Raw genomic sequence first — 22,130 nt, 5'->3', positions numbered from 1 at the left:
CACCCGCCCTATCCGCCGTTCCCCCCGTCCTCCTCCACCCGGACCTCCAGCGCGGGCCAGTGCCGCGCCCACCGCGCCAGCCGGTCCGGGTCCAACGGGCTCGGTACGAACAACGAGTCGTCCGGCCGGAAGGTCACGCAGGTGCCGGTGGTGCCGTCGGGCTCGATCGGGTCGAGTCCGGTGGTGGGGAGGCCGTGCTCGTAGCGCTGGGTCCAGGCGCCGTCGGCCCGGCGGTTGGTGTGCAGCAGCCGGGTGCTGAGCGCCGCGACCACGGACATGCCCCGGCGCGGGTGCCCGTCCGGGAGCGACTCGGCCCCGGGGTGGTCGAAGAAGCGCAGGTCCTTGGTCGCCATGACGGGCTTCTTGACCACCTCGCCGTGCTCGTCGACCCGGGTGTCGGTGCCCCGTCCGTCGTCCCGGACGGAGACCGAGCCGTCGGCGTGCAGGGTGACGGTGCACCGGCCGGCGCCGCGCGCGGCCGCCTCGTCGGCGGGGTAGGCGAGCACCTCCAGCAGCAGGTGGGCGACGCCGCCCGGCGCGAACTCCCCCGGGTCGGCGCGGATCCGGGCGAGGTGTTCGGCATCCACGGCGGCGGCCCAGTCGTGGGTGGTGTTGGTCCAGTCGGCCCTGCTCGATCCGTCCATCCGAGGAGTATGCCGGAGCAGCCGGCCCAGGGTGCGGCTTCGCGGCGCGGGTCCGGTCGGTCAGCCGCCGCCCGCCACCAACCGGTCCCCCAACCCGCTGCGCCGGTACAGCACTTGCCGCCCGTCCCGGGCCCGGGCGACCAGGCCGGTGGCGTGCAGCACCCGCAGCTGCTGGGAGACGGCGCTCGGGGTGACGCGGAGCCGCCGGGCCAGTTCGACGGTGGGCAGCGGTTCCTCCAGCAGCAGGAGCAGTCGGGCGCGCGGGGCGCCGAGCAGGGTGGCGAGGGCGGTCGGGTCGGGGGCCGGCGGGGTGTCCCAGAGGGTGGCCACGCCGCGGCTGGGGTAGACCAGGCGCGGCGGTTCGTCCGGGCTGACCGGGGGCGCGGGCTTGTGGGCGAAGACGGACGGCAGGAGCATCAGACCCTGGCCGGAGGACGCGACCCGGTGGTGGCCGATCATCCGGTCCACGTGCAGCACCCCGTTCTCCCAGCGCAGGTCGGGGTGCATGCCGGTGAACAGCAACCGGGCTCCGCCGAGGGCGAGTTGGCGGGCCCGGTAGGTCATGTCCGCCTCCAGCACCAGCCGCATCCGGGGCCAGAGCGGCTCGATCGCCACCGTCCAGTAGCGGCGCAGCAGTGCGCAGACGGCGTCGCGCAGCGCGAGGACGGCCGCGTCGTCCCCGTCGAGGGCGTCCCGCAGGGCCTCCGGCACCGGGTCGGGCGCGTGGGCGAGCCGCAGATCGTGCCGCAGCACGGCCGCCGGGGCCCGTGCCACGACGGCGAGTTCCTCCTCGAAGTCCGGCGCGAAGCGCTCCGGGGTCGGGGTGAGGACATCGGGCAGGGTGCGCCGGCGGGCGACCAGGGCCAGCAGCAGTTCGGTGTCCGAACCGTCGAGCCGCTGCCGCGCCCAGCGCCGCCAGGGCAGGTGGAGGGCGGAGAGCCCCGGGTCCTGGAGGACCCGCAGGCTGAGGACGGCCTCGTGCAGCGGGGAGAGCGCGAAGCGGGTGTCGGCGAGGTCCTCGACGTCGAGTTCGAAGCTGATCATTAAGTGCCACGCTACATCGATTGGCGCCGCCCAGCGGGTGCCGTGCACTTCCTTCCATGACCCGCTCCATGCCCGGCTCCATGCCCGGCTCCACGCCCCACCCCACGACCCGCGCCATGCCCCGCCGGCTCCTGGCCCTCCTCGCCGTCACCTGCGCCGTGGCGGTCGGCAACCTCTACTTCCCGCAGGCCGTCGGCCCGTTGGTCGCCGCCGGCCTGCACGTGTCACCGGACGCGACTGCCGTCGTGGTGACGGCCACCCAGCTCGGCTACACCGCCGGCATCGTGCTGCTGGTACCGCTCGGCGACCGGCTGCCCAACCGCCCGCTGCTGGTCGTGCTGCTGTCGCTGACCGGCCTCGCCCTGCTCGCCGCCGGCTGCGCCCCGGCACTCGGCCCGCTGACGGCCGCCGGCGCGGCGGTCGGCCTGACCACCGTCGCCGCCCAGGTGGTCGGCCCGCTGGCGGCCGGACTGACCCCGCCGGAGCGCCAAGGGGCGGTGATCGGCGTGCTGTTGAGCGGTTCGACGGCCGGGATGCTGCTGGCCCGCACCTTCGGCGGCACGCTCGGCGAGTGGCTCGGCTGGCGGGCCCCGTACCTGGTCGCCGCCGCCGCGGCACTGCTGCTCGCGATCGTCCTCGGGACCGCCGTGCCGACCACCGTCCCGACCTCCCGCCAGCCGTACCGGGCGCTGCTCGCCGAACCGTTCCGGCTGCTGCGCACCGAGCCCGAGCTGCGCCGCTCCAGCCTGTACCAGGCCTGCGTCTTCGCCGGGTTCTCCGCGGTCTGGACCTGTCTGGCGCTGCTGCTCACCGGCCCGGTGTACCGGCTGGGCGCCCCGGCGGTGGGCCTGCTGGCCCTGGTCGGGGCGGCCACCGTGTTCTGCACCCCGTACGCGGGCCGGCTGGTGGACCGGCACGGGCCGGACCCGGTGAACCTGGTCTGCCTGCTGGGCGTGTTCGGCTCGGCCCCGGTGCTTGCGCTCGGCGCCCGGGGCGGCCCGCTGGGGCTGGCGGCGCTGGTGCTCGGCACGCTGCTGCTGGACGTGGCGATGCAGTGCGGGATGGTGGCCGGCCAGGCCCGGGCGTACGCGGTACGCCCGGACGCGCCGGGCCGGGTCAAGACCGCCTACATGACCTGCGGCTATCTGGGCGGCAGCGCGGGCTCCTGGCTCGGTGTCCGGGTCTGGGGCCGGGCCGGGTGGTGGGGCGTGTGCGCGCTGCTCGCCCTGCTGGCCGCCGTCGCGCTCGGCCGCCACCTGTCGACCGTACGACGGGCCGGGCGGCAGGCACGACGTGAGGCCCGACACGCGGCCCGGCGCGCGGCCGGGACGACCCGGCTCAGCCGGTGACCAGCCGTCGGCCGCTGATCTCGGCGCACCGGATCCGCACCCAGCAAGGCCGGTCGCCGCCCGCCCACGGGGCCGCGCCGGGCAGGCCGTCGAGCCGGCGCACCTCCTCCGGGTCGTCCAGGTACTGCGCCGTGCCGAGGGCGAGCACGCTCCAGCCGCGCCCCAGGTACTCGTCGATCCGGTCGACCTGGAAGGACACCTCGGCCCCCGGCTCGGGCGCGGTGGCGGTGCCGTGGGCGGTGCGGTAGGCGAAGGAGGCGTGGTCGACCACGTAGTTGACGGGGTAGACCGCGGGGCCGGGGCGCACCGGCAGGCCGATCCGGCCGATCCCGTGCGAGCCGACCAGCTCCCAGCACTCGGCGTCGGTCAGGTCGAGCAGCCGGGGCCGGGGGCCGGGCCCGCCGCGCCCGGGCGGGGCGTCCGCGCGGCCCTCCAGGAGCTCCTGCCGGCTCAGCCCGAGGGCGGCGGCGATCCGGACGAAGCCGCCGGGGTCGAACTCGGGCCCGGCCTGCAGCAGGTGGCCCAGGTAGCGCGGCGCCATCGCGGCCCGGTGGGCGAGGTCCTCCTCGGTGAGCCCGAGTCGCTCGCGCCGTTCGGCGACCCGGCGGGCCACGGCGGTGGGGTCGGATTCGGTGGTGTCGTTCACGGTGGTGGCTCCTCGGCTCGCCGAGGGCGGTGCCCCGGCGGCTGTTCGGGCGGTGACCAGGCCGGATCCATCCAAGCGCCCGGCCCACCCCAAGTCGAGGAACGGCAGGGCCCCGTGCGTGTCGGCGCACCCGCCGACCGCCCGCCGCCGGCCGGGCCGCCCCGACCTTGATCGCCCACCGACCGCCTGCGATCATGCCCCTGACGTGGAATCAGTCCGCGTCGCACAACGGGGAACAACGGGGAAGCAAGGGGACACATCCGTGATCGTCGTGACGGGTGCCACCGGTACGGTCGGCTCGAAGGTCGTCGTCGGGCTGCGCGAACGCGGCCGGGAGGTAAGGGCGTTGGTGCGCGCCGGGTCCGCGGGCCCGGCCGAGTGGGACGCGGCGGTCGAGCGGGTCGCCGCCGACTTCGCCGACCCGGCCTCGCTGGACGCCGCACTGGCCGGGGCCGACACCGTGTACCTGCTGGTCGCCGTGCACCCGGAGATGGCCCAGCACGAGCGGAACGTGATCGACGCGGCGGTACGCACCGGGCGCCGACCGCGGATCGTGCTGCACGCGGCCGCCGGTGTCGAGCACCGGCCGGAGGGCGTGCGCTTCGTCGGCGCGCACGTGGCGGGCCTGGACCACCTGAAGGCCTCCGGCCTGCCCTGGACGGTCCTCGCCCCGAACGGCTTCCACCAGAACTTCCTCGGCTCCGCCGCGACCGTCAGGGCCGGACAGCTGGCCGCGCCGGGCGGCGAGGGCGCGGTGTCGTACGTGGACGCCCGGGACGTCGCGGCGGCCGCCGTCGAGGTGCTGGCCGGCACGGGGCACGAGGGCGCGGTCTACACCCTGACCGGTCCGGCGTCGCTCACCCACGGCGAGGTGGCCGAGCAGCTGGCCGCCGCCGCGGGCCACCCGGTCGCGTACACCGCGCTCACCCCCGAGACGGCCCTGGAGGGCCTGCTCGGCCTGGGCTGGAACCCGTGGCGGGCCGAGGGCATGGTCGAGCTGTACGGGCTCTACGCGGCCGGGCACGCCTCGGCGGTCAGCCCGGACGTGGAGAAGCCGACCGGCCGTCCGCCGCGCTCCTTCGCCGAGTTCGCGGCCGAGCACGCGGACGCGTTCCGCGCCTGACCCCCGCCAGGCCCCTGCCCGGCCCCGGCCGACCCCCGGCCGACCCGGGGCCGGCGCGCGCCGGGGAGCAGCCCGTCAACGCTGCGTCAAGATCCTCCTGCACACGCCTTACCGTCCGCGCCGGCCGGGAGCATACTGTGCTGCGCGCGGCGAGCGCCCGGCGACAGGGCCACTCCGGACCCGGCCCGGCCGCGCCGCGACGGGGAGAAGGTAGAACAAGCGTGGCAGTACTCGTGGTCGCCGTCGTGGTCGTCCTGCTGTGGCTGATGACCGGCGTGCGGGTGGTGCAGCAGTACGAGCGCGGTGTGGTGTTCCGGCTGGGCAGGGTGCGCGGGCAGGTCCGCGAGCCGGGCCTGACGCTGCTGGTGCCGGTGATCGACCGGATGCGCAAGGTGAACGTGCAGGTGGTCACCATGCCGGTGCCCGCCCAGGAGGGCATCACCAAGGACAACGTCTCGGTGAGCGTCGACGCGGTGCTGTACTTCCGGGTGGTCGAGCCGATCCGGGCCACCGTGGACGTGCAGAACTACAGCTTCGCCATGCTGCAGGTCGCCCAGACCTCGCTGCGCTCGATCATCGGCAAGAGCGAGCTGGACGACCTGCTGTCCGGCCGGGAGCACCTGCACCAGGGTCTGGAGGTCATGCTGGAGAGCCCGGCGGCCGGTTGGGGCGTGCACATCGACCGGGTGGAGATCAAGGACGTCAGCCTGCCCGACTCGATGAAGCGCTCGATGGCCCGTCAGGCCGAGGCCGACCGCGAGCGCCGGGCCCGCATCATCACCGCGGACGGCGAGTTCCAGGCCGCCGCCAAGCTCGCCGAGGCGGCGGGCAAAATGGCCGAGACCCCGGCGGCGCTGCAACTGCGCATGCTGCAGACGGTGGTCGAGGTCGCGGCGGAGAAGAATTCGACGCTGGTGCTGCCGTTCCCGGTGGAGATGCTGCGTTTCTTCGAGGCCTCCGCGGCCCGGCTCACCGACGGCCCGGCCGCTCCGGCCGCTCCGCCGCAGGCGACAGCCACCCCCGCCGTCCCGTCGCAGGCACCCGCCGCGCCGGTCGAGGAGAGCTGACAGCGCCTGACCGGTACGCCGCCGACCCGGGAAAAGTTCCCGGGTCGGCCATAGCTCCGCTCTATGACGTCATAGATCAAAACCGACTACACCTCCGGCCGAACAGCGGGTTTGCTGCAAGGGTCCAGACCAATCCGCCTTTCGCCGTGCCCGACCGGAGGATCCGTCCGCATGACCCGCCCGATCCGAGTCGCCATCGTCGGAGCCGGCCCCGCCGGCATCTACGCCGCCGACGCCCTGCTGAAGTCCGACGCCGCGCAGGCGCCCGGCGTCTCGATCGACCTGTTCGAGCGGATGCCCGCCCCGTTCGGCCTGATCCGCTACGGCGTGGCCCCCGACCACCCGCGGATCAAGGGCATCGTCACCGCGCTGCACCAGGTCCTCGACAAGCCGCAGGTCCGCCTGTTCGGCAACGTCGACTACCCGACCGACCTCGGCCTGGACGACCTGCACCGCCACTACGACGCCGTGGTCTTCTCCACCGGCGCGATGGCCGACCGCGCGCTCGACCTGCCCGGCATCGACCTGGACGGCTCCTACGGCGCGGCCGACTTCGTCTCCTGGTACGACGGCCACCCGGACGTCCCGCGCAGCTGGCCGCTGGAGGCCGAGAAGGTCGCCGTCCTCGGCGTCGGCAACGTCGCCCTGGACGTCGCCCGGATCCTCGCCAAGACCGCCGACGAGCTGCTGCCCACCGAGATCCCGCCGAACGTGTACGAGGGCCTGAAGGCCAACCGCGCCGTCGAGGTCCACGTGTTCGGCCGCCGCGGCCCGGCCCAGGCCAAGTTCAGCCCGATGGAGCTGCGCGAGCTCGACCACTCGCCCACCATCGAGGTGATCGTCAACCCGGAGGACATCGAGTACGACGAGGGCTCGATCGCCGAGCGCCGCGCCGTCAAGCACGTCGACCTGGTCGCCGCGACCGTCGAGAACTGGGCGATCCGCGACGTCGGCGACCGCCCGCACCGGGTCTACCTGCACTTCTTCGAGTCCCCGGTCGAGGTGCTCGGCGAGGACGGCAGGGTCGTCGGCCTGCGCACCGAGCGCACCGAGCTGGACGGCACCGGCAATGTGCGCGGCACCGGCCGGCACACCGACTGGGACGTCCAGTCGGTCTATCGCGCCGTCGGCTACTACTCCGACGAGCTGCCCAAGCTGCCCTTCGATCCGGTCTCCGGCACCGTCCCGCACCAGGCCGGGCGCGTCCTGGACGGCGACGGCTCGCACGTCCCCGCCGTCTACGTCACCGGCTGGATCAAGCGCGGCCCGGTCGGCCTGATCGGCCACACCAAGGGCGACGCCAACGAGACCGTCGCCTGCCTGCTGGACGACCACGCCACCGGCCGGCTGCCCGGCGCCGTCGAGCCCGACCCGGCGGCGATCGAGGAGCACCTGCGCGCCCGTGGCGTCCGCTTCACCACCTGGGACGGCTGGAAGCAGCTGGACGCCCACGAGCGCGAGCTCGGCCGGGCCGAGGACCGCGAGCGCGTCAAGGTCGTCGAGCGCGAGGAGATGCTCCGCAACAGCGGGGCCTGAGCCGGCGCCCTGACTCAAGACTCAGGGCTCAGGGCTCAGGAACGGACCGGGCGGACGATCGGCAACAGCACCTCGTCGACGATCGCCGCCGGGTCCAGTTCCACCGGCCCCCCGCCGCACATCTTGAACCGGTACAGCATCAGCGCCGGCACCACGTCGGTGACCATCGGGGTGACGGTCCCGGGGCGCACCTCGCCCCGGGCGGTGCCCCGGTCGAGCACCTCGGCGATCAGCGCGGTGGTCGGCTCGACCACCCGTTCCAGCACCAGTTCCAGGAAGGCGTGGGCGCGCCGGTGGTCCAGCTCGCCCATGATCGCGCGGACGGCGGCTCCCAGTTCGCTGAACATCGCGGTGCGCAGCCGGGTGACCACCTCCAGCAGGTCCCCGCGCAGGCTGCCGGTGTCGGGGGCCGGTCCGGACGGCGGCAGGCTGGCCCGCAGCGCGTCCATGACCAGCTCCTCCTTGGAGGACCAGCGCCGGTAGAGGGCGGCCTTGCCGGTCTGCGCGGCCGCGGCCACGCCCTCCATGGTCAGCCGGGCGTAGCCGTCGGTGGTGAGCTGTTGGAGGGCCGCCCCGTAGATGGCGCTCTCCAGTGCCTCGCCGCGCCGGCGGATGGGGGCGGCGTCCGCTGCCGGGTGCGCGGTGCCGCCCGCGACAGTGCGGGCTTCAGCGGTCATGACGGCACACCTTCCGGGGTTCTCTGTTCACCTGGCCTACCCCCAATGTTAGTGAACGAACCCGTTCCCTCCCAAGCACCGTGCGCGACCGGCCTCCGGGGACGTTCCGGCTCGCCCCCCGGAGGCCGCGACAGGTCGCCTCAGCGGTCCGCCTGGTAGCCGTTGATCTTGCTCAGCGGGCCCCGGCTGTTGTCCTCGTAGACCGGCTGCATCTGGACGTCGCCGTAGATCTGGAACAGCTGCTTCGCCGAGTTGACGGTGGTCGGGTTGCAGTTCGGGAAGCCGGTGTACCAGTAGATGCTGGCCACGCCGTCGCCCTCCACCGGCGGTGAGACGGTGGTGTAGAAGGTCACGATGCCGACCTTCGCCTGATTCGGCCCGTTCGGGTCGTGCAGCTCCCAACCGCCGGACACGGTGGCGGGGTTGTTCAACGGGGTGACGGTCAGCGTCATGTCGTCGTTGAACTGGACGGCCGTGATGCCGAGCCACTTGCTGATCCGGTCGTCGAACCGGAACGGCCGCGCCGGGTAGGTGTAGTCGGCCACGTTCCCGCCGCACTGGCCCGCCGCCCGGGTCGCCGCCTGCGCCGTGCCGCCCTGGGCGAGGGTGCCCGCCGCGGCGATCAGCACGGCCAGCGCGGCCAGGCCCCTGCGGGTCGTCGTGTGCTTCATGGTGGAGGTCGTCCTCTGCTCGTCGGTTCTGCTCGTCGGTTCCGTTCGTCGGCGAAACGCCGACCCGACCCAGTGGCTCACCCACCGCCCGCACCCGCAATCGCCGTGCATCCAACGGCCGACACGGAAACGCGCACTGGTATTCGAGCGTCTTCGCGACGCCGTTCGAGTGACTCCCGGGCACCGCCGCCCCGACCGCCGGGGGCGGCTCCGCTACCAACGGAGGATCACGCCCACCCGACGAAAGGCGGTCCCGCCATGGCCGTGCCCACCACCTTCGACCACAGCGCCTCCGGCTACAGCCTCGCCCACGCCTACTGGCTGGCCCGGGCCGCCGACCTGGCGTACCAGGACGACGCCACCGTCGACCGGCAGGCCCGGGACTGGGGCTTCGAGACCGTACGCCACCACGAGACCCGGTTCACCCCGCCGTTCCCGCTCCAGGACACCCAGGCCTACACCATGGCGAGCGACCGGATGATCGTGGTCGCCTTCCGCGGCACCGAGCCCAAGGAGATCCGGGACTGGCTCACCGACTCCAGCACCCCGCCCTGGCCCGGCCCGGCCGGCACCGGCTACGTCCACTACGGCTTCGCCGAGGCCCTGGAGTCGGTCTTCCCCGACGTCCGCAAGGCCCTCGGCGAACTGCGCACCGAGGAGCAGAGCGTCTGGTTCACCGGCCACAGCCTCGGCGGCGCCCTCGCGATGCTCGCCGCCGCCCGGCTGAGCCTGGAGGACCCCCGGCTGACGGCCGACGGCGTGTACACCTTCGGCCAGCCCCGCACCTGCGACCGGCTGCTCACCGCCGCGTACAACACGGCGTTCCAGGGCCGGAGCCACCGCTTCGTCAACAACAACGACGTGGTCCCCCAGCTGCCCCCGGAGCCGGCCTTCACCCACACCGAGGCCCTGCACTTCATCGACTCCTCGGGCGTCGTCCACCAGGGCGCCGGGGGCATGCTCGCGGGCATCGCCAACCGCGCCAAGGGCCTCACCTCCGCCGCCTTCGAACCGACCGGCGAAGGCGTGCGCGACCACTTCATGCGCAACTACCTGGCGGCGCTGGAGAAGAACCTCTGAGCCACCCCACCCCGGAGCCGGCGCCAGGGCCCCCGCCCCGGGCGCCGGCTCCGGCGCTCACTCCGACCGCAGCGCCGGGCGGTGACCCCGCGCGAAGCCTTTGTTCGGGACCGTCGCCCGTGTTCGGCGGAGCGAAGACCCGTACGGGGGACGGCAGATGAACAATCGTCGATTCCCCGGTGCCCCACCCGTCCCATGGACGATAACGGAGGTGCTCCTGCCCACCCCCATCCGAGGAACCGACCGATGCCGATCAACAACTACGGCGTGCTCGCCGCCTCCGCCGTCGACCGGCGCCGCGAGGGCGCCACCGGCACCCCGCACTACCAGATCCACCTGCGCGACGCGGACGGCACCGACTACCGCGCGGCCGTCAACGTGCTCTCCCAGCAGGCCCCTTCGGACCTGCTGTACCTCGCCGACGAGGACTTCCGGCACCCGGTCACCGGGCTGCTGCCGGCCGCCGGCAGCGGCTGGACCGCGCTGGCCTCCCGGCCGGGCACGGCGAGCCTGGACTTCGTCCGCGGCAAGCTCTTCGACCACACGGCGATGCGGGTGCTGCCGCCCGACCTCCCGGGCCCGGACAACGACCTCGCCGACCTGCTCGACCACTACGTGCAGCGCGCGATCGCCGACGCCGACGCCGCGGTGTACGTGTTCGGCCAGCGCTTCGGGCCCGAACCCGGCGTCCCCGACAAGGTGTTCGGCTTCCTGCCCGGCAACGGCGTGCACGACGTGCACATGAACCAGGGCAACAGCGGCCAGTTCCGCGGCGACGACGGGGTCTACCAGGACGGCGGCCTGCTGATCCACCTGCCGGACGAGAACCGCTGGACGGCGGTGTTCCTCGCCTTCCAGTCGCAGTCCTGGCACACCGACGACCGCACCGGCCACGCCCTGCCGGCCACCGTCCCGCACCCGGGCCGGGCGCCGGAGCAGAGCTCCAGCAGCCAGGCGTAGGGCGTGTCTGACAATTCGCGCGCCCGGCGGGAATTGTCAGATACGCCCTAAGGACGTCCCGCGGCTCCGCGTCAGCCGGAGATCGGCGGATTGGGCCGGGTCAGGCCGCGGTCGTAGGCGAAGATCACCGCCTGCACCCGGTCCCGGGCGCCGATCTTCGCCAGCACCCGGCTGACGTGGGTCTTGACGGTCGATTCGGCCAGCACCAGCCGCTGGGCGATCTCGTTGTTGGTCCAGCCCTGGGCGATGGCCACCAGGATCTCCCGCTCGCGCTCGGTCAGCGCGTCCAGCCGGGGGTCCTCGGCGGGTGCCGCGCCGGCCGGGCGGACCGGCAGGTGGTGGGCGTAGGCGTCCAGCAGCCGCCGGGTGATCGCGGGGGCCACCACGGCGTCGCCCTCGGCCACCGCGCGGATCCCGGCCAGCAGTTCCTCCGGCCGGGCGTCCTTGAGCAGGAAGCCGCTGGCCCCGGCCCGCAGCGCGGCGTGGGCGTACTCGTCCAGGTCGAAGGTGGTGAGCACCAGGATCCGGGAGCGGCCGCCGCTGGCGACGATCTGCCGGGTGGCCTCGATGCCGTCCATGCCGGGCATCCGGATGTCCATCAGGACCACGTCCGGCCGCAGGTCGGCGGTGAGCCGGACGGCCTCACCGCCGTGGGCGGCCTCGCCGACCACCTCCGTGTCGGGCTGGCTCTCCAGCAGCATCCGGAAGCCGTAGCGCTGCAGTGGCTGGTCGTCCACGATGAGGACGGTGGTCACGGGTGGCCGCCTGTCGGGTCGGGGGTGAGGTCCAGTTCGGCCTCCACGGTCCATCCTGCCCCAGGGCCGGGGCCCGCCGTGACGGTCCCGCCGTACAGGGCCGCGCGCTCGCGCATCCCCGCCAGGCCGTGCCCCTCGCCGTCCGGGCGCACCGGCCGGCGGACGCCGTCGGGCGGGCCGCTGTCCCGGACCCGCACCCGCAGCCGGGCGTCGTCGACGGTCAGGGTCACGTGCGCGCCGGTCTCCGGTCCGGCGTGCTTGAGGGCGTTGGTCAGCGCCTCCTGGACGATCCGGTAGGCCATCAGCTGGACGCCGCGGTCCAGGCCGTCCGGGTCCCCGCTGACGGTGTAGACCACCTGGGGGCCGGCCGCGCGGATCCGGGCGCACAGCCCGTCCAGGTCGGCGACGCCGGGCTGGGGGTTGAACTCGGCGGACTGGTCGGCCTGGTCGCGCAGGACGCCGAGCATCCGGCGCAGTTCGCCGAGCGCCTGCCGGCTGGTCTCGCCGATCAGCTGCAGGGCCTCCCGGCCGCGCTCCGGCGAGGCCTGGACGGCGTAGGCGCCGCCGTCGGCCAGGGTGATGATCACGGACAGGTTGTGGCCGATGATGTCGTGCATCTCCCGGGCCACCCGGGTGCGTTCGGTGGCGGTGGCCAGCCGGCTGCGCTGGTCGCGCTCGATCTCCAGCCGGGCCGCGCGCTCGCGCAGTCCGGCCAGCTGGGCGCGGCGCACCCGGACCGCGATGCCCACGGCGACGGCCGCGGTGGCGGCGCTGCCGAGGAAGAACAGCGCGTCTCCGACCGGCAGTCCGCCGCCGGAGACCTCCACCGCCACCAGCGCCATCGCCCCGGCCATCACACCGCAGGCCCAGGCCAGGTACCGCAGCCGGCCGTGCAGGGCCAGGCTGTAGAACGCCACCAGCAGGGCGGCGTCGGCGCGCAGCGCGACGCCCAGCGACCACTGCAGCACGAACACCGCCATGATCGCGGCGAAGGCCGCGGTGGGCCGCCGCCGGCGCCACAGCAGCGGCAGCACCAGGCCCGCCTGAAGGGCCAGGGTGGCCGGCAGCGGCGGGCGGACGAAGGTGAACCGGTGCTCGCGCGGGCCGCCGTCGCCGTGGCCGTGGACGAGGTCGGGCAGGCAGAACATCAGGAAGACCGCGGCCACCACGGCGGTGTCCAGCACCCAGGGGTGGGCGCGGTCCGCCTCCCGCAGCCGCTGGCCGATCCGGGCCAGCCGGCCGTACAACGGGTGGCCGGACAGCGCGTCGGCGGGCACGGCCGGGCCGGCCGGGGTGACGTACTCCTCGCTCACCGGTGGGTTCTCCCTGTTGCTCGGACGAAGGACGCGGTGCGGCGCCGGTCGGTCCCGGCGCCGCACCGCGAGTGTCTCAGGCGTCGCTGCCTGCTCAGGCATGCTGCTCAGGCGTCGCTGCGCACCAGCCGTACGGCCGCACCGGCGAGGGCGAGCACCGTCCAGCCGAGGAAGACCAGCAGGCCGGCCGTCGGCGAGAGCGTGGTCGAGTCGTGGTGCAGGGCGAACATCGCCTCACCGGCGTGGCTGGGCAGGTAGGGGCTGATGTGGCTCTGCCAGGAGGTGGGCAGCAGCGAGGTCAGCCCGGGGATCAGCATCAGCGAGGCGACCAGGACGGCGATGCCGCCCGCCACCGAGCGCAGCAGCGCGCCGAGGGCGACGCCGATCACGCCGACCAGGCCGAGGTAGAGGCCCGCGCCCAGCAGGCCGCGCACCACACCGGTGTCGGAGAGCGTCATCGCCGCGCGGGTGCCGGACAGGATGCCGCTGTCGGCCGAGAAGGTGACGAAGACCCCGACGGTGCCCAGCACCAGCGCGATCGCCCCGTACACCGCGGCCTTGGACCAGAGCACCGGCAGGCGGCGCGGCACGGCGGCCAGGGTGGAGCGGATCATGCCGGTCGAGTACTCGCCGGCGGCGACCAGCACCCCGAGCACGCCGAGCGCCAGCTGGGCGAAGTTGGTGCCGAACAGGGAGAGGCTGAGCGCGCTGGCGTCGGCGAAGTCCCGGTCCATCGGGCGGCCGGAGGTGATCCGCGACTTGAACTGGAAGGCGGCGATCAGGCCGAAGGCGACCAGGAACAGCAGCGCCAGGCCGAGGGTGATCCAGGTGGAGCGCAGCGACCAGAGCTTGGCCCACTCCGAGCGCAGCACGCGCGCGGCCGTCACCTTGTAGGCGGGGCGGGCGGGGCGCGGGTCGGCGGGCGTGGCGGTCTGGCTGGGGGCGATGGTGGTCATGCCGCGCTCCTCACGGTCTCGGTCGTGGCGGTGGTGGCGGTGGTGGTGCCGTGGTACTCGACGGCGTCCCGGGTCAGCTCCATGAACGCCTCCTCCAGGGAGACCGTCCGGGGGGTCAGCTCGAACACCGCGATGCCGTGCTCGGCGGCGGTGAGCCCGATCTCCCGGGCCGTCCGCCCGGTGACGAGCAGTTCCTCCGAGCCGGTACGGCCGGTGATCTCCACGCCGGGGCCGGAGAGCACCGAGCGCAGCCGGGCCGGGTCGGCGCTGGCGACCTTGACGACGTCCCCGCCGGCCTGCTGGACCAGCTCCTGGACGGTGGTGTCGGCGAGCAGCCGGCCGCGCCCGACGATGATCAGGTGGTCGGCGACCAGCGACACCTCGCTCATCAGGTGCGAGGAGACGAAGACGGTGCGGCCCTCGGCGGCGAGCGAGGTGAGCAGGTTGCGGATCCACAGCACGCCCTCGGGGTCGAGCCCGTTGACCGGCTCGTCCAGCATCACCGTGGCCGGGTCGCCCAGCAGGGCGGCCGCGATGCCGAGGCGCTGGCCCATGCCGAGCGAGAACGCCCCGGCGCGCTTGCGGGCCACCGACTGCAGGCCGGTCAGCTCGATGACCTCCTCGACCCGACGGCGCGGGATGCCGTGGGTGTGGGCCTGGGCCATCAGGTGGTTGAACGCCGAGCGGCCGGGGTGGATGGACTTGGCCTCCAGCAGCGCGCCCACCTCCTGCAGCGGCGCGGCGTGCTCGGCGTACCGGCGGCCGTTGACCCGCACCGACCCGCCGGTCGGGGCGTCGAGCCCGACGATCATCCGCATGGTGGTCGACTTCCCCGCCCCGTTGGGCCCCAGGAAGCCGGTCACCGCCCCCGGCCGGACCGTGAAGTCCAGCCCGTCCACGGCGGTCTTCTCCCCGTACCGCTTCGTCAGCTGGTGCGCCTCGATCATCGCTCACCCTCACCGTTCAGGGGCCGGTCCGTCCGGCCGCCCACGGTTCCACGCTAGGGCCGGGCGCGGCCGGATCGACGGCACCGGGGACTGATCATCGGAGGGCGCGTAGTACCGCGGTACCACGTCTTCGCCCTACCCCGGGTAAAAGCGCTGTCGCGGGCGGTGCCGGCTGCCCCAGGATGGCGGGATGGACGATCGAAGCGTGACGCTGCGTCGGATGACCGAGGCCGAGTACCGGTCGGCGACCGAGGTGCGGGAGGCCGAGACCACGGCCGAGCTCGCCAAGCTGATGCCCGAGGAGCTGGCGCGCGAGCGCTCCCGCGCGGGCACCGCCACCTTCCTGCCCCAGGGCCGCGCCACCGAAGGCCACCACCTGGTGGTGGCCGAGAACGCCGCGGGCGAGGTCGTCGGCAGCGCCTGGATCGGCCCCGACCCCCGCTCGGGCGCGGGCACCTCCGGCACGGCCTGGCTATACCACATCCGGGTCCTCCCCGAGTTCCGCCGCCGGGGCTACGGCGCCGCCGTCCTGGCCGCCGCCGAGCGGCTGGTCGCCGACGAGGGGATGACCGGCCTCGCCCTGAACGTCTTCGGCGGCAACGAGGCCGCGATCGCCCTGTACCGCCGTTGCGGTTACGGCGTGCAGGCGATGTCGATGAGCAAGGCCGTGGGCGGGACCGCGAACGGAACCGTGCGCCGGTGACGGGCGACGGCCGCTGCGGGGAGTGCGGGGCACGGGACTGCACGTCGCTGTTCCACCTGCTGCTGGCGCTGGACCACGCGCGGGCGGAGCCGTGGGGGCCGTTGCACGGGGTGTCGGTGTCCTGCTTCCTGCTCCAGCACCCGGGCCGGCTGCCCGGCGACGGCGGGGCGGGCGCGCGGGCGTTCCTCCGGGCGTACCTGACGGGCGGGCTGCCGGCGGTGGAGCGGCTGATCGGTCGGGCCCGCCGGGCGAACTCGCACCGGGTGACGGGCGGGCCGCCACGGAGCGTGACGGCGGCCCCGGCAGCGCCGCGGGGCGGGTTCGCGGTCACCATCGAGCAGGTCGCGCTGGACGGCACCTTCCCGGCCGCCGGGTTCCCGGAGCGGGTACGGGACTGGGCGACGGCCACGCTGGCGGCCTGGGACGGCCACGCGGGGTAGCCGGACCGGGACCGGGACGGGGTTTCAGGGAGCCGTGCGGCCCGGGGCCGCGCCCGCTGCGCGGGGGCGCGGACCCGGAGCGCTCCGGCTCAGTTCCAGGGGTTGGCCGGCTGGTCGTTGATGGCCGTCCAGAACCGGGTGTTGTTGGGGATGTTGCCGTAGGCCCAGAAGGTCCAGCCGCCGGTCTGCGCGAGGTCGGGGCCGAAGTGGCCGTCGTGGAACTCGGCCTGGCGCCAGCCGGCGCCGAAGGAGGCCTGGCAGATGCTGTCGGCGGCGGCCTTGCTGTTCAGGCGGTAGCCCTTGACCGCCGGGCTGAGGGCGACGGTGCCCTGCGCCCAGCCGTTGTAGAAGCCGATGTTCAGTCCGGCCGGGGCCGGACTGCCGTCGACGTTGAGGCAGAGCACGGGCAGGGCGACGGAGGGCGCGGTGTCGCCGTGGTAGGCGTCGCTGGGGCTGCCGCCCGGGCCGCCGACCTGGACGGTGCCGTCCGGGCCGTAGGAGAGGGCGGCCCAGGTCATGCCGAGGTGGGTGGCCGGGCCGGTGGCGGCGCCCGCCGGTGCGGCGGTGAGCGGGACCAGGGCGGCGGCGGCGACGGCGGTCGCGGTGGCGACGGCCTTCTTCAGGCGGTTCATCGACAACTCCTCATGGTTGGGCAAAAGGGTGGAGCGTGGGGTGGAGCGCGGTGCACAGGAGGTGGTTCGCGTGCTGTGACCGACTGGTTTCAGCCGGTGCACGACAAACCTCTCAACCGCACGCACACAACTGGCATGATCTGGTCATCGTTCTGTCACATCACGCACTCAGGCGATGCCCCATCGCAGTCGCCGCAGGTCCCGGGGAGGGCCGCTTGGAGTTCAGGATCCTCGGAGCGCTGGAGGTGTGGACCGGCGCCGGGCGGCGGATCCCCCTGGAGGGCTCCCGAACGGAACGGCTGCTCGCGACCCTGCTGCTGAACGCCGACAGCGCCGTCCCGGTGACCCGGCTGGTCGACGCCGTGTGGGACGAACGGCCGCCCGCCACCGCCGGCCGCCAGGCCCGCAACCTGGCCGGGCTGCTCCGGCGCCGGTTCGCCGAGGCCGACCCGGACGCGCCGCCCGCGCTGCTCACCGACGGCCCCGGCTACCGCCTCGCCCTCACCGGCCACCGCCTCGACGCCCACCGCTTCACCGAACTGCTCACCGGCTCCCGCCGCGCGGCCGCCGACGGCCGGCCCGAGACCGCCGCGGCCGCACTCCGCGAGGCGCTCGGACTGTGGCGCGGCCCCGCCCTCGACGGGCTCTCCGGCGCCGTGGGCTCCCCCGGCGCCGTCGCCCTCGACGAACTGCGCCTCACCGCCTGGGAGGAGTGCCTCGACCTGGAACTCGCCCTCGGCCGCCACCGCGCCACCGTGCCCGAGCTCACCGCCCTGGTGGCCGACCACCCGCTCCGGGAGCGCTTCGCCGGACAGCTGATGCGCGCCCTGCACGGCTCCGGCCGCGCGCCCGAGGGCCTCGCCGTGTACCGACGGTTCGCGGACCGGCTGGCCGAGGAACTCGGCCTGGACCCCGGACCGGAGCTGCGCGCCCTCCACCTCGACCTGCTCGCGACCGACCCGGTCCGCGCCGGCTCGGCCCGCGGTGAGCCGGGCCGCGGCGAACAGACCCGCAGCGAACAGACCCGCAGCGACCGGGCCTGCGGTGAGCCGGGCCACACCGATCGACCCGAGCCGCCCGACGACACCCCGCGGCCCGCCCAACTCCCGCCCCCGCTGCCCACGTTCGTCGGCCGGGAAGCCGAACTCGGCGCACTCGACCGGCTGCTCACCGGCCCCGCCGCCGTCCTCGCCCTCTCCGGCCCGGCCGGCGTCGGCAAGACCGCCACCGCCGTCGCCTGGGCCCACCGGGCCCGGGACCGGTTCCCCGACGGGCAGCTCTACGCCGACCTGCACGGCTTCTCCGTCGACCCGCCGCTCACCCCGCACACCGTCCTGGCCCGCTTCCTGCGCGCCCTCGGCCTCCCCGGGGAGCGCGTCCCGACCGCCCCCGACGAGGCCGCCGCGCTCTACCGCTCCCTGCTGGCCGGGCGCCGCCTGCTGGTCGTCCTGGACAACGCCCGCGACGCCGACCAGGTCCGGCCGCTGCTGCCGGGCGCCCCCGACTGCCGCACCGTGGTCACCAGCCGGACCCGGCTGGACGGACTGACCGCCCGCAACGGCGCCCGCTCCCTGGTGCTCGACGTCCTGCCCGCGCCCGCCGCCCTCGACCTGCTCGCCCGGATCAGCGGCGCGCACCGGACCGGCGCCGAACCCGGGGCCGCCGCCGAACTCACCGCCGCCTGCGGCCACTTGCCGCTCGCCCTGGCCATCAGCGCGAGCCGGCTGGCCGCCCGCCCGGACCGCAGCCTCGCCGACCACGCGGCCGAACTGCGCGACGAGGAACACCGGTTGACCGCCCTGCAGATCGACGGCGACGCCACCTCCGCCGTCCGCGCCGCCTTCGACCTCTCCTACCGCTCGCTGCCCGCCGAGGCCGGCGCCCTGCTACGGCTGCTCGCCCTCGCCCCGGCCGCCGAGGTCACCGCGGACGCCGCCGCCGCGCTCTCCGGTGCCCCGACCGCCGCCGTCCGGCCCGTCCTCGACCGGCTCGCCACCGCCCACCTGCTCACCCACCTGGACCGCGACCGCTACCGGCTGAACGAGCTGCTGCGCCTGTACGCCGGCGAACGGTGCGCCGCCGAGACCCGCTGCGGCGAACGCGCGGCCGCCCGCGCCCGGCTCTGCTCCTGGTACCTGCACCACGCCGAGGCCGCCGGCCTGCTGATCACCCCCGAGCGCCGACGGATCCCGCTGCCACCGCCCGAACCCTGGTACGTGCCACCCGGGTTCACCACCCCGGCGCAGGCCTTCCGCTGGTGCGAGGAGGAGCACACCCAGCTGCTCGCCGTGATCCGCGAGGCCGCCCGGCACGGCCGCTCCGACCACGCCTGGCAGCTCCCGGTACTGCTCTGGAGCTACTACGCGGTCAGCCCGCACCTGGACGAGTGGGTCGAGGCCGACCGGATCGCCGTCACCGCCGCCCAGCGGTCCGGCGACCGCTTCGGCGAGGGCCACGCCCGCAACGACCTCGCCACCGCGCTCGGCGCCCTCGGCCGGCCCGACCAGGCCCGCGCCGAACTCCACCGCGCCCGCGCCCTGTTGGCGGCCGCCGGGGACCAGGTCGGCGAGGCCCACGTCATCGGCAACCTGGGCGACCAGTGCCTCGAAACCGGCGAACACCACCAGGCCGCCGCCTACTCCCGGGAGGCCCTCGCCCTCCTGGCGGCCCAACCGCCCGACCGCCGCGACGACTGGGCGATCGGCGCCCTGGAGACCAACCTCGGCATCGCCGCCCTGCTGGCCGGCCGGCCCGAGGAGGCCGCCGACCGCCTCCACCGCTGCCTCGCCCGCCACCGCCGCACCGGCACCCGCGTCCTGGAGGGCATCACCCTCTACTACCTCGGCGAACACCACCGCCGCCAGGCCCGCCCCGCCGAAGCCGCCGCCCACCTCCACCAGGCCCTCGCCCTGCTCGACACCCACACCCCCAACTCCCGGCTGCGCACAGTGGTGTCGACCACCCTCGCCGAGCTCGAAGCCCCACCGCCACCGGGTGCGGGCGTGAGTGACCTGACCATTCGTCAGATCTGAGGCGACTCGTCGGCGAGCCGGTTGCTGCGGTCGATCTCCGCCATGTGCGTCTCGGCCCAGACCCGCAGGGCGGAGAGCGGTCCTTCGAGGGACAGCCCGAGCCCGGTGAGCCGGTAGTGGACGGCGGGCGGCACGGTGGGTTCCACCCGGCGTGCGGCCAGACCGTCGCGGACCAGGCCGTGCAGGGTGACGGAGAGCATCTTCTGCGAGATGCCCGGGATGCGGCGCCGCAGCTCGGCGAAGCGGAGCTCCCCCGGGGCCTGCTCGGCCAGCACCTTGACCGTCATCGACGTCCACTTGGTGCCGAGGCGGTCCAGCAGCCGGCGGGTCGGGCAGAGCGGATCCAGCAGGTCGCCGTGCTCGCCGGGTCGCCGGTCACGTCCGCCGGGCGTCGCCGTGGTCACCTGGGGCTCACCACCTGAAGGGAAAGTGCCGTCTTGGGCAGCCCAGGATAGTTCCCTAGCGTGACCTGGTCACCATTCCTCACCGTTCCTCACCAGGTACCCGGAGTCCCGCCATGCCCGAACCGCACCCCACACCCGAACTGCGCCGCGTCCTCGCCAACGGTGTCGAACTGAACGTCGCCCTCGCCGGATCGGGCCCCGCCGTCCTGCTGCTGCACGGCTTCCCCCACACCTGGGAGCTGTGGACGGACGTCATGGCCGAGCTGTCCGACCGCCACCTCGTCATCGCACCGGACCTGCGCGGGTTCGGCGCCAGCGGCCGGGCCGCCTCCGGGTACGACGCGGGCACCCTGGCCGAGGACGCCGCGGCGCTCCTCACCGCGCTCGGCGTGCACTCGGCCGCGGTGGTGGGCATCGACGCGGGCACCGCGCCGGCCTTTCTGCTCGCCCTTCGCAGGCCCGGTCTCGTCCGGCGCCTGGTCGTCATGGAGTCCCTGCTCGGCCGGCTGCCCGGCGCCGAGGACTTCCTCGCCGCCGGGCCGCCGTGGTGGTTCGGCTTCCACTCCGCCGCGCCCGGCCTCGCCGAGACCGTGCTGGAGGGCCACGAGGCCGCCTACGTCGACTGGTTCCTGAGCACCGGCACGCTTGGCGACGGTGTGCGCCCCGCCCTCCGGGACGCCTTCGTCCGCGCGTACACCGGCCGCGAGGCCCTGAGCCGCGCCTTCTCGTACTACCGGGCCCTGCCGGAGAGCGCCGCACAGATCGAGCGGGCGGTCGCCACCGCCCGGCTGACGGTGCCGACGCTGGCGCTGGGCGCCCGGCCCGTCGGCACGGCGCTGGAACGCCAACTCCGCCCGATCGCCGACGACCTCACCGGACACCTCATCGAGGACTGCGGCCACATCATCCCGCTGCACCGGCCGCACGCCCTGCTCACGCTGCTGCGCCCGTTCCTGGCCGGTACGGACGCGGACGCGGCGTGAAGACGTCCGGGCCGGGCGGCGGGCCCGGCGCGGGCGGCGCCTCCGGGTCCGGCCGGTAGCGCTCGGCGCGGGCGTGGTACTCGAAGTCGCCGCGCAGCAGGGAGCGGTGGTGCCCGGCGTAGAGCTGCACGGCGGCGCGGATCGGCCGGGTGGCGCCGGCGGCCGCCAGTTGGGCGGGCAGCTGCTCCTCGGCGCTGACGGCCCGTTCGACGCAGGCGGCCCGCAGGGCGTCGACCTCGGTGACGGCCTGCTGCACCGTCCCGCCCCGGTGGTGGCGCAGCACGAAGACGGCGTTGTGGTAGTAGCCGGCCGCGCCCTCCTTCCGGGCCGAGCAGATGTCGTTGTAGAGGGCGATGTGGTCGACCACCGCGCCGCGCAGGGCCAGGAGTGCGGGCAGTCGGCGCAGGTGCTCGGGCAGGTCGATGGCGGGCGGGGTCTCGAAGAGGTCCAGGAACATCCCCATGCCGATGGAGTGCCGGCGGTGGGTGAGGTAGTCCTCGGGCAGCGGGGTGTGGCCGGCGGCGCGTTCCACGGCCTCGCGCCAGTACGTCCAGAGCCAGCCGGTGACGTCCGCGCGGAAGGCCCGCCGCCAGGAGGACGACCGGCCGGCCCGGGTGCGCCGCCAGAGGTCGGCCAGCGCGAGCGCCGCCGGGCTGGTGGGGCGGCGGACGCCGTTCACGACACCGGTCAGTTCGTCGATCGCCGCCCGGCTGCGCGCGAGGTCCTGCCCGCAGCCGTCGTCGTCGAAGGCGTCATCGACGACGAACGCCCAGAAGGTCCACTGGCAGCGCAGCGCGAGCGGCCCCGGCCCGGCGGTCGGGTCGGTCAGGGCGCACCACAGCTCGGACCGGGTGCGCAGCATCCGGCGGCGCACCCCGGGCGAGGTGCAGAGGCCGAACGCCTCGGCCCAGGCCCACATGCGCAGGCCCGCCTCCTCCTGGTGCGGGTTGCCGCCGGTGGCCGGGAAGGGCATCCGGAAGGCGGGCAGGGTGATCTGGTCCATGGCGCGCGCACTCCTGTCGGGTGGAGACGGGGGGACGGGGGGACGGGGGGACGGGGGGAGGGGGGGGCGGGGGGCGCGGGGTCGGGGGGGAGGGGGGGGGGTGCGCGGTGTTGGGGGGGGTTGGGGGGTAGAGGTAGGGGGGGCGGGGGGTCGACGGGGGTCGGG

General features: G+C 74.8%; 22 protein-coding genes. 10 read left to right on the top strand and 12 right to left on the bottom strand.

Annotated elements, in window-relative coordinates; translation table 11 throughout:
• Positions 1–8: 8 nt before the first annotated feature.
• Together ABTZ03_RS24120 and ABTZ03_RS24115 are read right to left on the bottom strand one after the other, a co-directional pair.
• On the bottom strand, positions 9–644 hold the full coding sequence (locus tag ABTZ03_RS24120) for an ATP-binding protein (protein WP_350515133.1): 636 nt from the start codon (positions 642–644) through the stop codon (positions 9–11).
• 60 nt (positions 645–704) lie between these two features.
• Positions 705–1,688, bottom strand: coding sequence for an ArsR/SmtB family transcription factor (locus ABTZ03_RS24115; protein WP_350515132.1), 984 nt, complete (start codon positions 1,686–1,688; stop codon positions 705–707).
• A gap of 56 nt (positions 1,689–1,744) precedes the next feature.
• Between ABTZ03_RS24115 and ABTZ03_RS24110 the strand changes: the two genes are divergently transcribed.
• Entirely contained in the window at positions 1,745–3,037 is a 1,293-nt protein-coding gene (locus tag ABTZ03_RS24110; RefSeq protein ID WP_502894567.1) for an MFS transporter, read from the top strand.
• On the opposite strand, the gene ABTZ03_RS24105 is transcribed toward ABTZ03_RS24110, so the two are convergent.
• Complete coding sequence (locus ABTZ03_RS24105; RefSeq protein ID WP_350515131.1) at positions 3,027–3,683, bottom strand: pyridoxamine 5'-phosphate oxidase family protein; 657 nt, start codon at positions 3,681–3,683, stop codon at positions 3,027–3,029. The two genes, ABTZ03_RS24110 and ABTZ03_RS24105, sit on opposite strands and share 11 nt — an antisense overlap.
• A gap of 262 nt (positions 3,684–3,945) precedes the next feature.
• On the opposite strand from ABTZ03_RS24105, the gene ABTZ03_RS24100 reads away from it, so the two are divergent.
• The 3 genes from ABTZ03_RS24100 to ABTZ03_RS24090 all read left to right on the top strand — a co-directional run bounded on the left by ABTZ03_RS24100 (position 3,946) and on the right by ABTZ03_RS24090 (position 7,409).
• Complete coding sequence (locus ABTZ03_RS24100; RefSeq protein WP_350515130.1) at positions 3,946–4,806, top strand: NAD(P)H-binding protein; 861 nt, start codon at positions 3,946–3,948, stop codon at positions 4,804–4,806.
• Between the two features lie 266 nt (positions 4,807–5,072).
• Positions 5,073–5,873 (top strand): slipin family protein, encoded by an 801-nt coding sequence (locus tag ABTZ03_RS24095; protein WP_350515201.1) that lies wholly within the window; start codon positions 5,073–5,075, stop codon positions 5,871–5,873.
• 171 nt (positions 5,874–6,044) lie between these two features.
• Positions 6,045–7,409 carry an FAD-dependent oxidoreductase gene (locus ABTZ03_RS24090; protein ID WP_350515129.1) on the top strand — a complete coding sequence of 455 codons (1,365 nt, stop codon included), beginning with the start codon at positions 6,045–6,047 and terminating at the stop codon, positions 7,407–7,409.
• 35 nt (positions 7,410–7,444) lie between these two features.
• Here ABTZ03_RS24090 and ABTZ03_RS24085 read toward each other — a convergent pair whose 3' ends face one another.
• Positions 7,445–8,086 (bottom strand): TetR-like C-terminal domain-containing protein, encoded by a 642-nt coding sequence (locus tag ABTZ03_RS24085; RefSeq protein WP_350515128.1) that lies wholly within the window; start codon positions 8,084–8,086, stop codon positions 7,445–7,447.
• Between the two features lie 140 nt (positions 8,087–8,226).
• Positions 8,227–8,757 carry a hypothetical protein gene (locus tag ABTZ03_RS24080; protein WP_350515127.1) on the bottom strand — a complete coding sequence of 177 codons (531 nt, stop codon included), beginning with the start codon at positions 8,755–8,757 and terminating at the stop codon, positions 8,227–8,229.
• A 258-nt stretch (positions 8,758–9,015) separates the two neighbouring features.
• Here ABTZ03_RS24080 and ABTZ03_RS24075 point away from each other — a divergent pair, with 258 nt between their 5' ends.
• Complete coding sequence (locus tag ABTZ03_RS24075) at positions 9,016–9,837, top strand: lipase family protein (RefSeq protein ID WP_350515126.1); 822 nt, start codon at positions 9,016–9,018, stop codon at positions 9,835–9,837.
• 246 nt (positions 9,838–10,083) lie between these two features.
• Positions 10,084–10,797, top strand: coding sequence for a DUF2278 family protein (locus ABTZ03_RS24070; protein WP_350515125.1), 714 nt, complete (start codon positions 10,084–10,086; stop codon positions 10,795–10,797).
• A gap of 71 nt (positions 10,798–10,868) precedes the next feature.
• On the opposite strand, the gene ABTZ03_RS24065 is transcribed toward ABTZ03_RS24070, so the two are convergent.
• The 4 genes from ABTZ03_RS24065 to ABTZ03_RS24050 all read right to left on the bottom strand — a co-directional run bounded on the left by ABTZ03_RS24065 (position 10,869) and on the right by ABTZ03_RS24050 (position 14,768).
• Positions 10,869–11,552, bottom strand: a complete 684-nt coding sequence (locus ABTZ03_RS24065; RefSeq protein ID WP_350515124.1) for a response regulator — start codon at positions 11,550–11,552, stop codon at positions 10,869–10,871.
• Positions 11,549–12,865 carry a sensor histidine kinase gene (locus tag ABTZ03_RS24060; protein WP_502894565.1) on the bottom strand — a complete coding sequence of 439 codons (1,317 nt, stop codon included), beginning with the start codon at positions 12,863–12,865 and terminating at the stop codon, positions 11,549–11,551. Before ABTZ03_RS24060 ends, ABTZ03_RS24065 begins: the two co-directional genes overlap by 4 nt.
• A 107-nt stretch (positions 12,866–12,972) precedes the next feature.
• A complete protein-coding gene (locus ABTZ03_RS24055; protein ID WP_350515123.1) occupies positions 12,973–13,821 on the bottom strand; it encodes an ABC-2 transporter permease in 849 nt (282 codons plus the stop codon).
• Positions 13,818–14,768 (bottom strand): ABC transporter ATP-binding protein, encoded by a 951-nt coding sequence (locus tag ABTZ03_RS24050; RefSeq protein WP_350515122.1) that lies wholly within the window; start codon positions 14,766–14,768, stop codon positions 13,818–13,820. Before ABTZ03_RS24050 ends, ABTZ03_RS24055 begins: the two co-directional genes overlap by 4 nt.
• Before the next feature lie 190 nt (positions 14,769–14,958).
• Between ABTZ03_RS24050 and ABTZ03_RS24045 the strand changes: the two genes are divergently transcribed.
• Positions 14,959–15,471 carry a GNAT family N-acetyltransferase gene (locus ABTZ03_RS24045; protein WP_350515121.1) on the top strand — a complete coding sequence of 171 codons (513 nt, stop codon included), beginning with the start codon at positions 14,959–14,961 and terminating at the stop codon, positions 15,469–15,471.
• Complete coding sequence (locus tag ABTZ03_RS24040; RefSeq protein ID WP_350515120.1) at positions 15,468–15,911, top strand: DUF5946 family protein; 444 nt, start codon at positions 15,468–15,470, stop codon at positions 15,909–15,911. The genes ABTZ03_RS24045 and ABTZ03_RS24040 overlap by 4 nt, the downstream gene beginning before the upstream one ends.
• 89 nt (positions 15,912–16,000) lie before the next feature.
• Here the strand turns inward: ABTZ03_RS24040 and ABTZ03_RS24035 are convergent, their stop codons facing one another.
• Positions 16,001–16,543: a hypothetical protein gene (locus ABTZ03_RS24035; RefSeq protein WP_350515119.1), complete on the bottom strand. Its 543-nt coding sequence runs from the start codon at positions 16,541–16,543 to the stop codon at positions 16,001–16,003.
• Positions 16,544–16,758: 215 nt separating this feature from the next.
• Here ABTZ03_RS24035 and ABTZ03_RS24030 point away from each other — a divergent pair, with 215 nt between their 5' ends.
• A complete protein-coding gene (locus ABTZ03_RS24030) occupies positions 16,759–19,575 on the top strand; it encodes an AfsR/SARP family transcriptional regulator (RefSeq protein ID WP_350515118.1) in 2,817 nt (938 codons plus the stop codon).
• On the opposite strand, the gene ABTZ03_RS24025 is transcribed toward ABTZ03_RS24030, so the two are convergent.
• Positions 19,566–19,979 carry a winged helix-turn-helix transcriptional regulator gene (locus ABTZ03_RS24025; protein WP_350515117.1) on the bottom strand — a complete coding sequence of 138 codons (414 nt, stop codon included), beginning with the start codon at positions 19,977–19,979 and terminating at the stop codon, positions 19,566–19,568. The two genes, ABTZ03_RS24030 and ABTZ03_RS24025, sit on opposite strands and share 10 nt — an antisense overlap.
• 113 nt (positions 19,980–20,092) lie before the next feature.
• Here ABTZ03_RS24025 and ABTZ03_RS24020 point away from each other — a divergent pair, with 113 nt between their 5' ends.
• Positions 20,093–20,962, top strand: a complete 870-nt coding sequence (locus ABTZ03_RS24020) for an alpha/beta fold hydrolase (RefSeq protein ID WP_350515116.1) — start codon at positions 20,093–20,095, stop codon at positions 20,960–20,962.
• Here ABTZ03_RS24020 and ABTZ03_RS24015 read toward each other — a convergent pair.
• Positions 20,913–21,965 carry a terpene synthase family protein gene (locus ABTZ03_RS24015; RefSeq protein WP_350515115.1) on the bottom strand — a complete coding sequence of 351 codons (1,053 nt, stop codon included), beginning with the start codon at positions 21,963–21,965 and terminating at the stop codon, positions 20,913–20,915. The two genes, ABTZ03_RS24020 and ABTZ03_RS24015, sit on opposite strands and share 50 nt — an antisense overlap.
• Positions 21,966–22,130: the final 165 nt, after the last annotated feature.

It is taken from the genome of Kitasatospora sp. NPDC096077 (genome assembly GCF_040303245.1).
In the GTDB taxonomy this organism is placed as follows: Bacteria; Actinomycetota; Actinomycetes; order Streptomycetales; family Streptomycetaceae; genus Kitasatospora.
The sequence above is the reverse complement of the archived record's forward strand: the minus strand, read 5'-3'. Positions and strand labels throughout refer to the sequence as shown.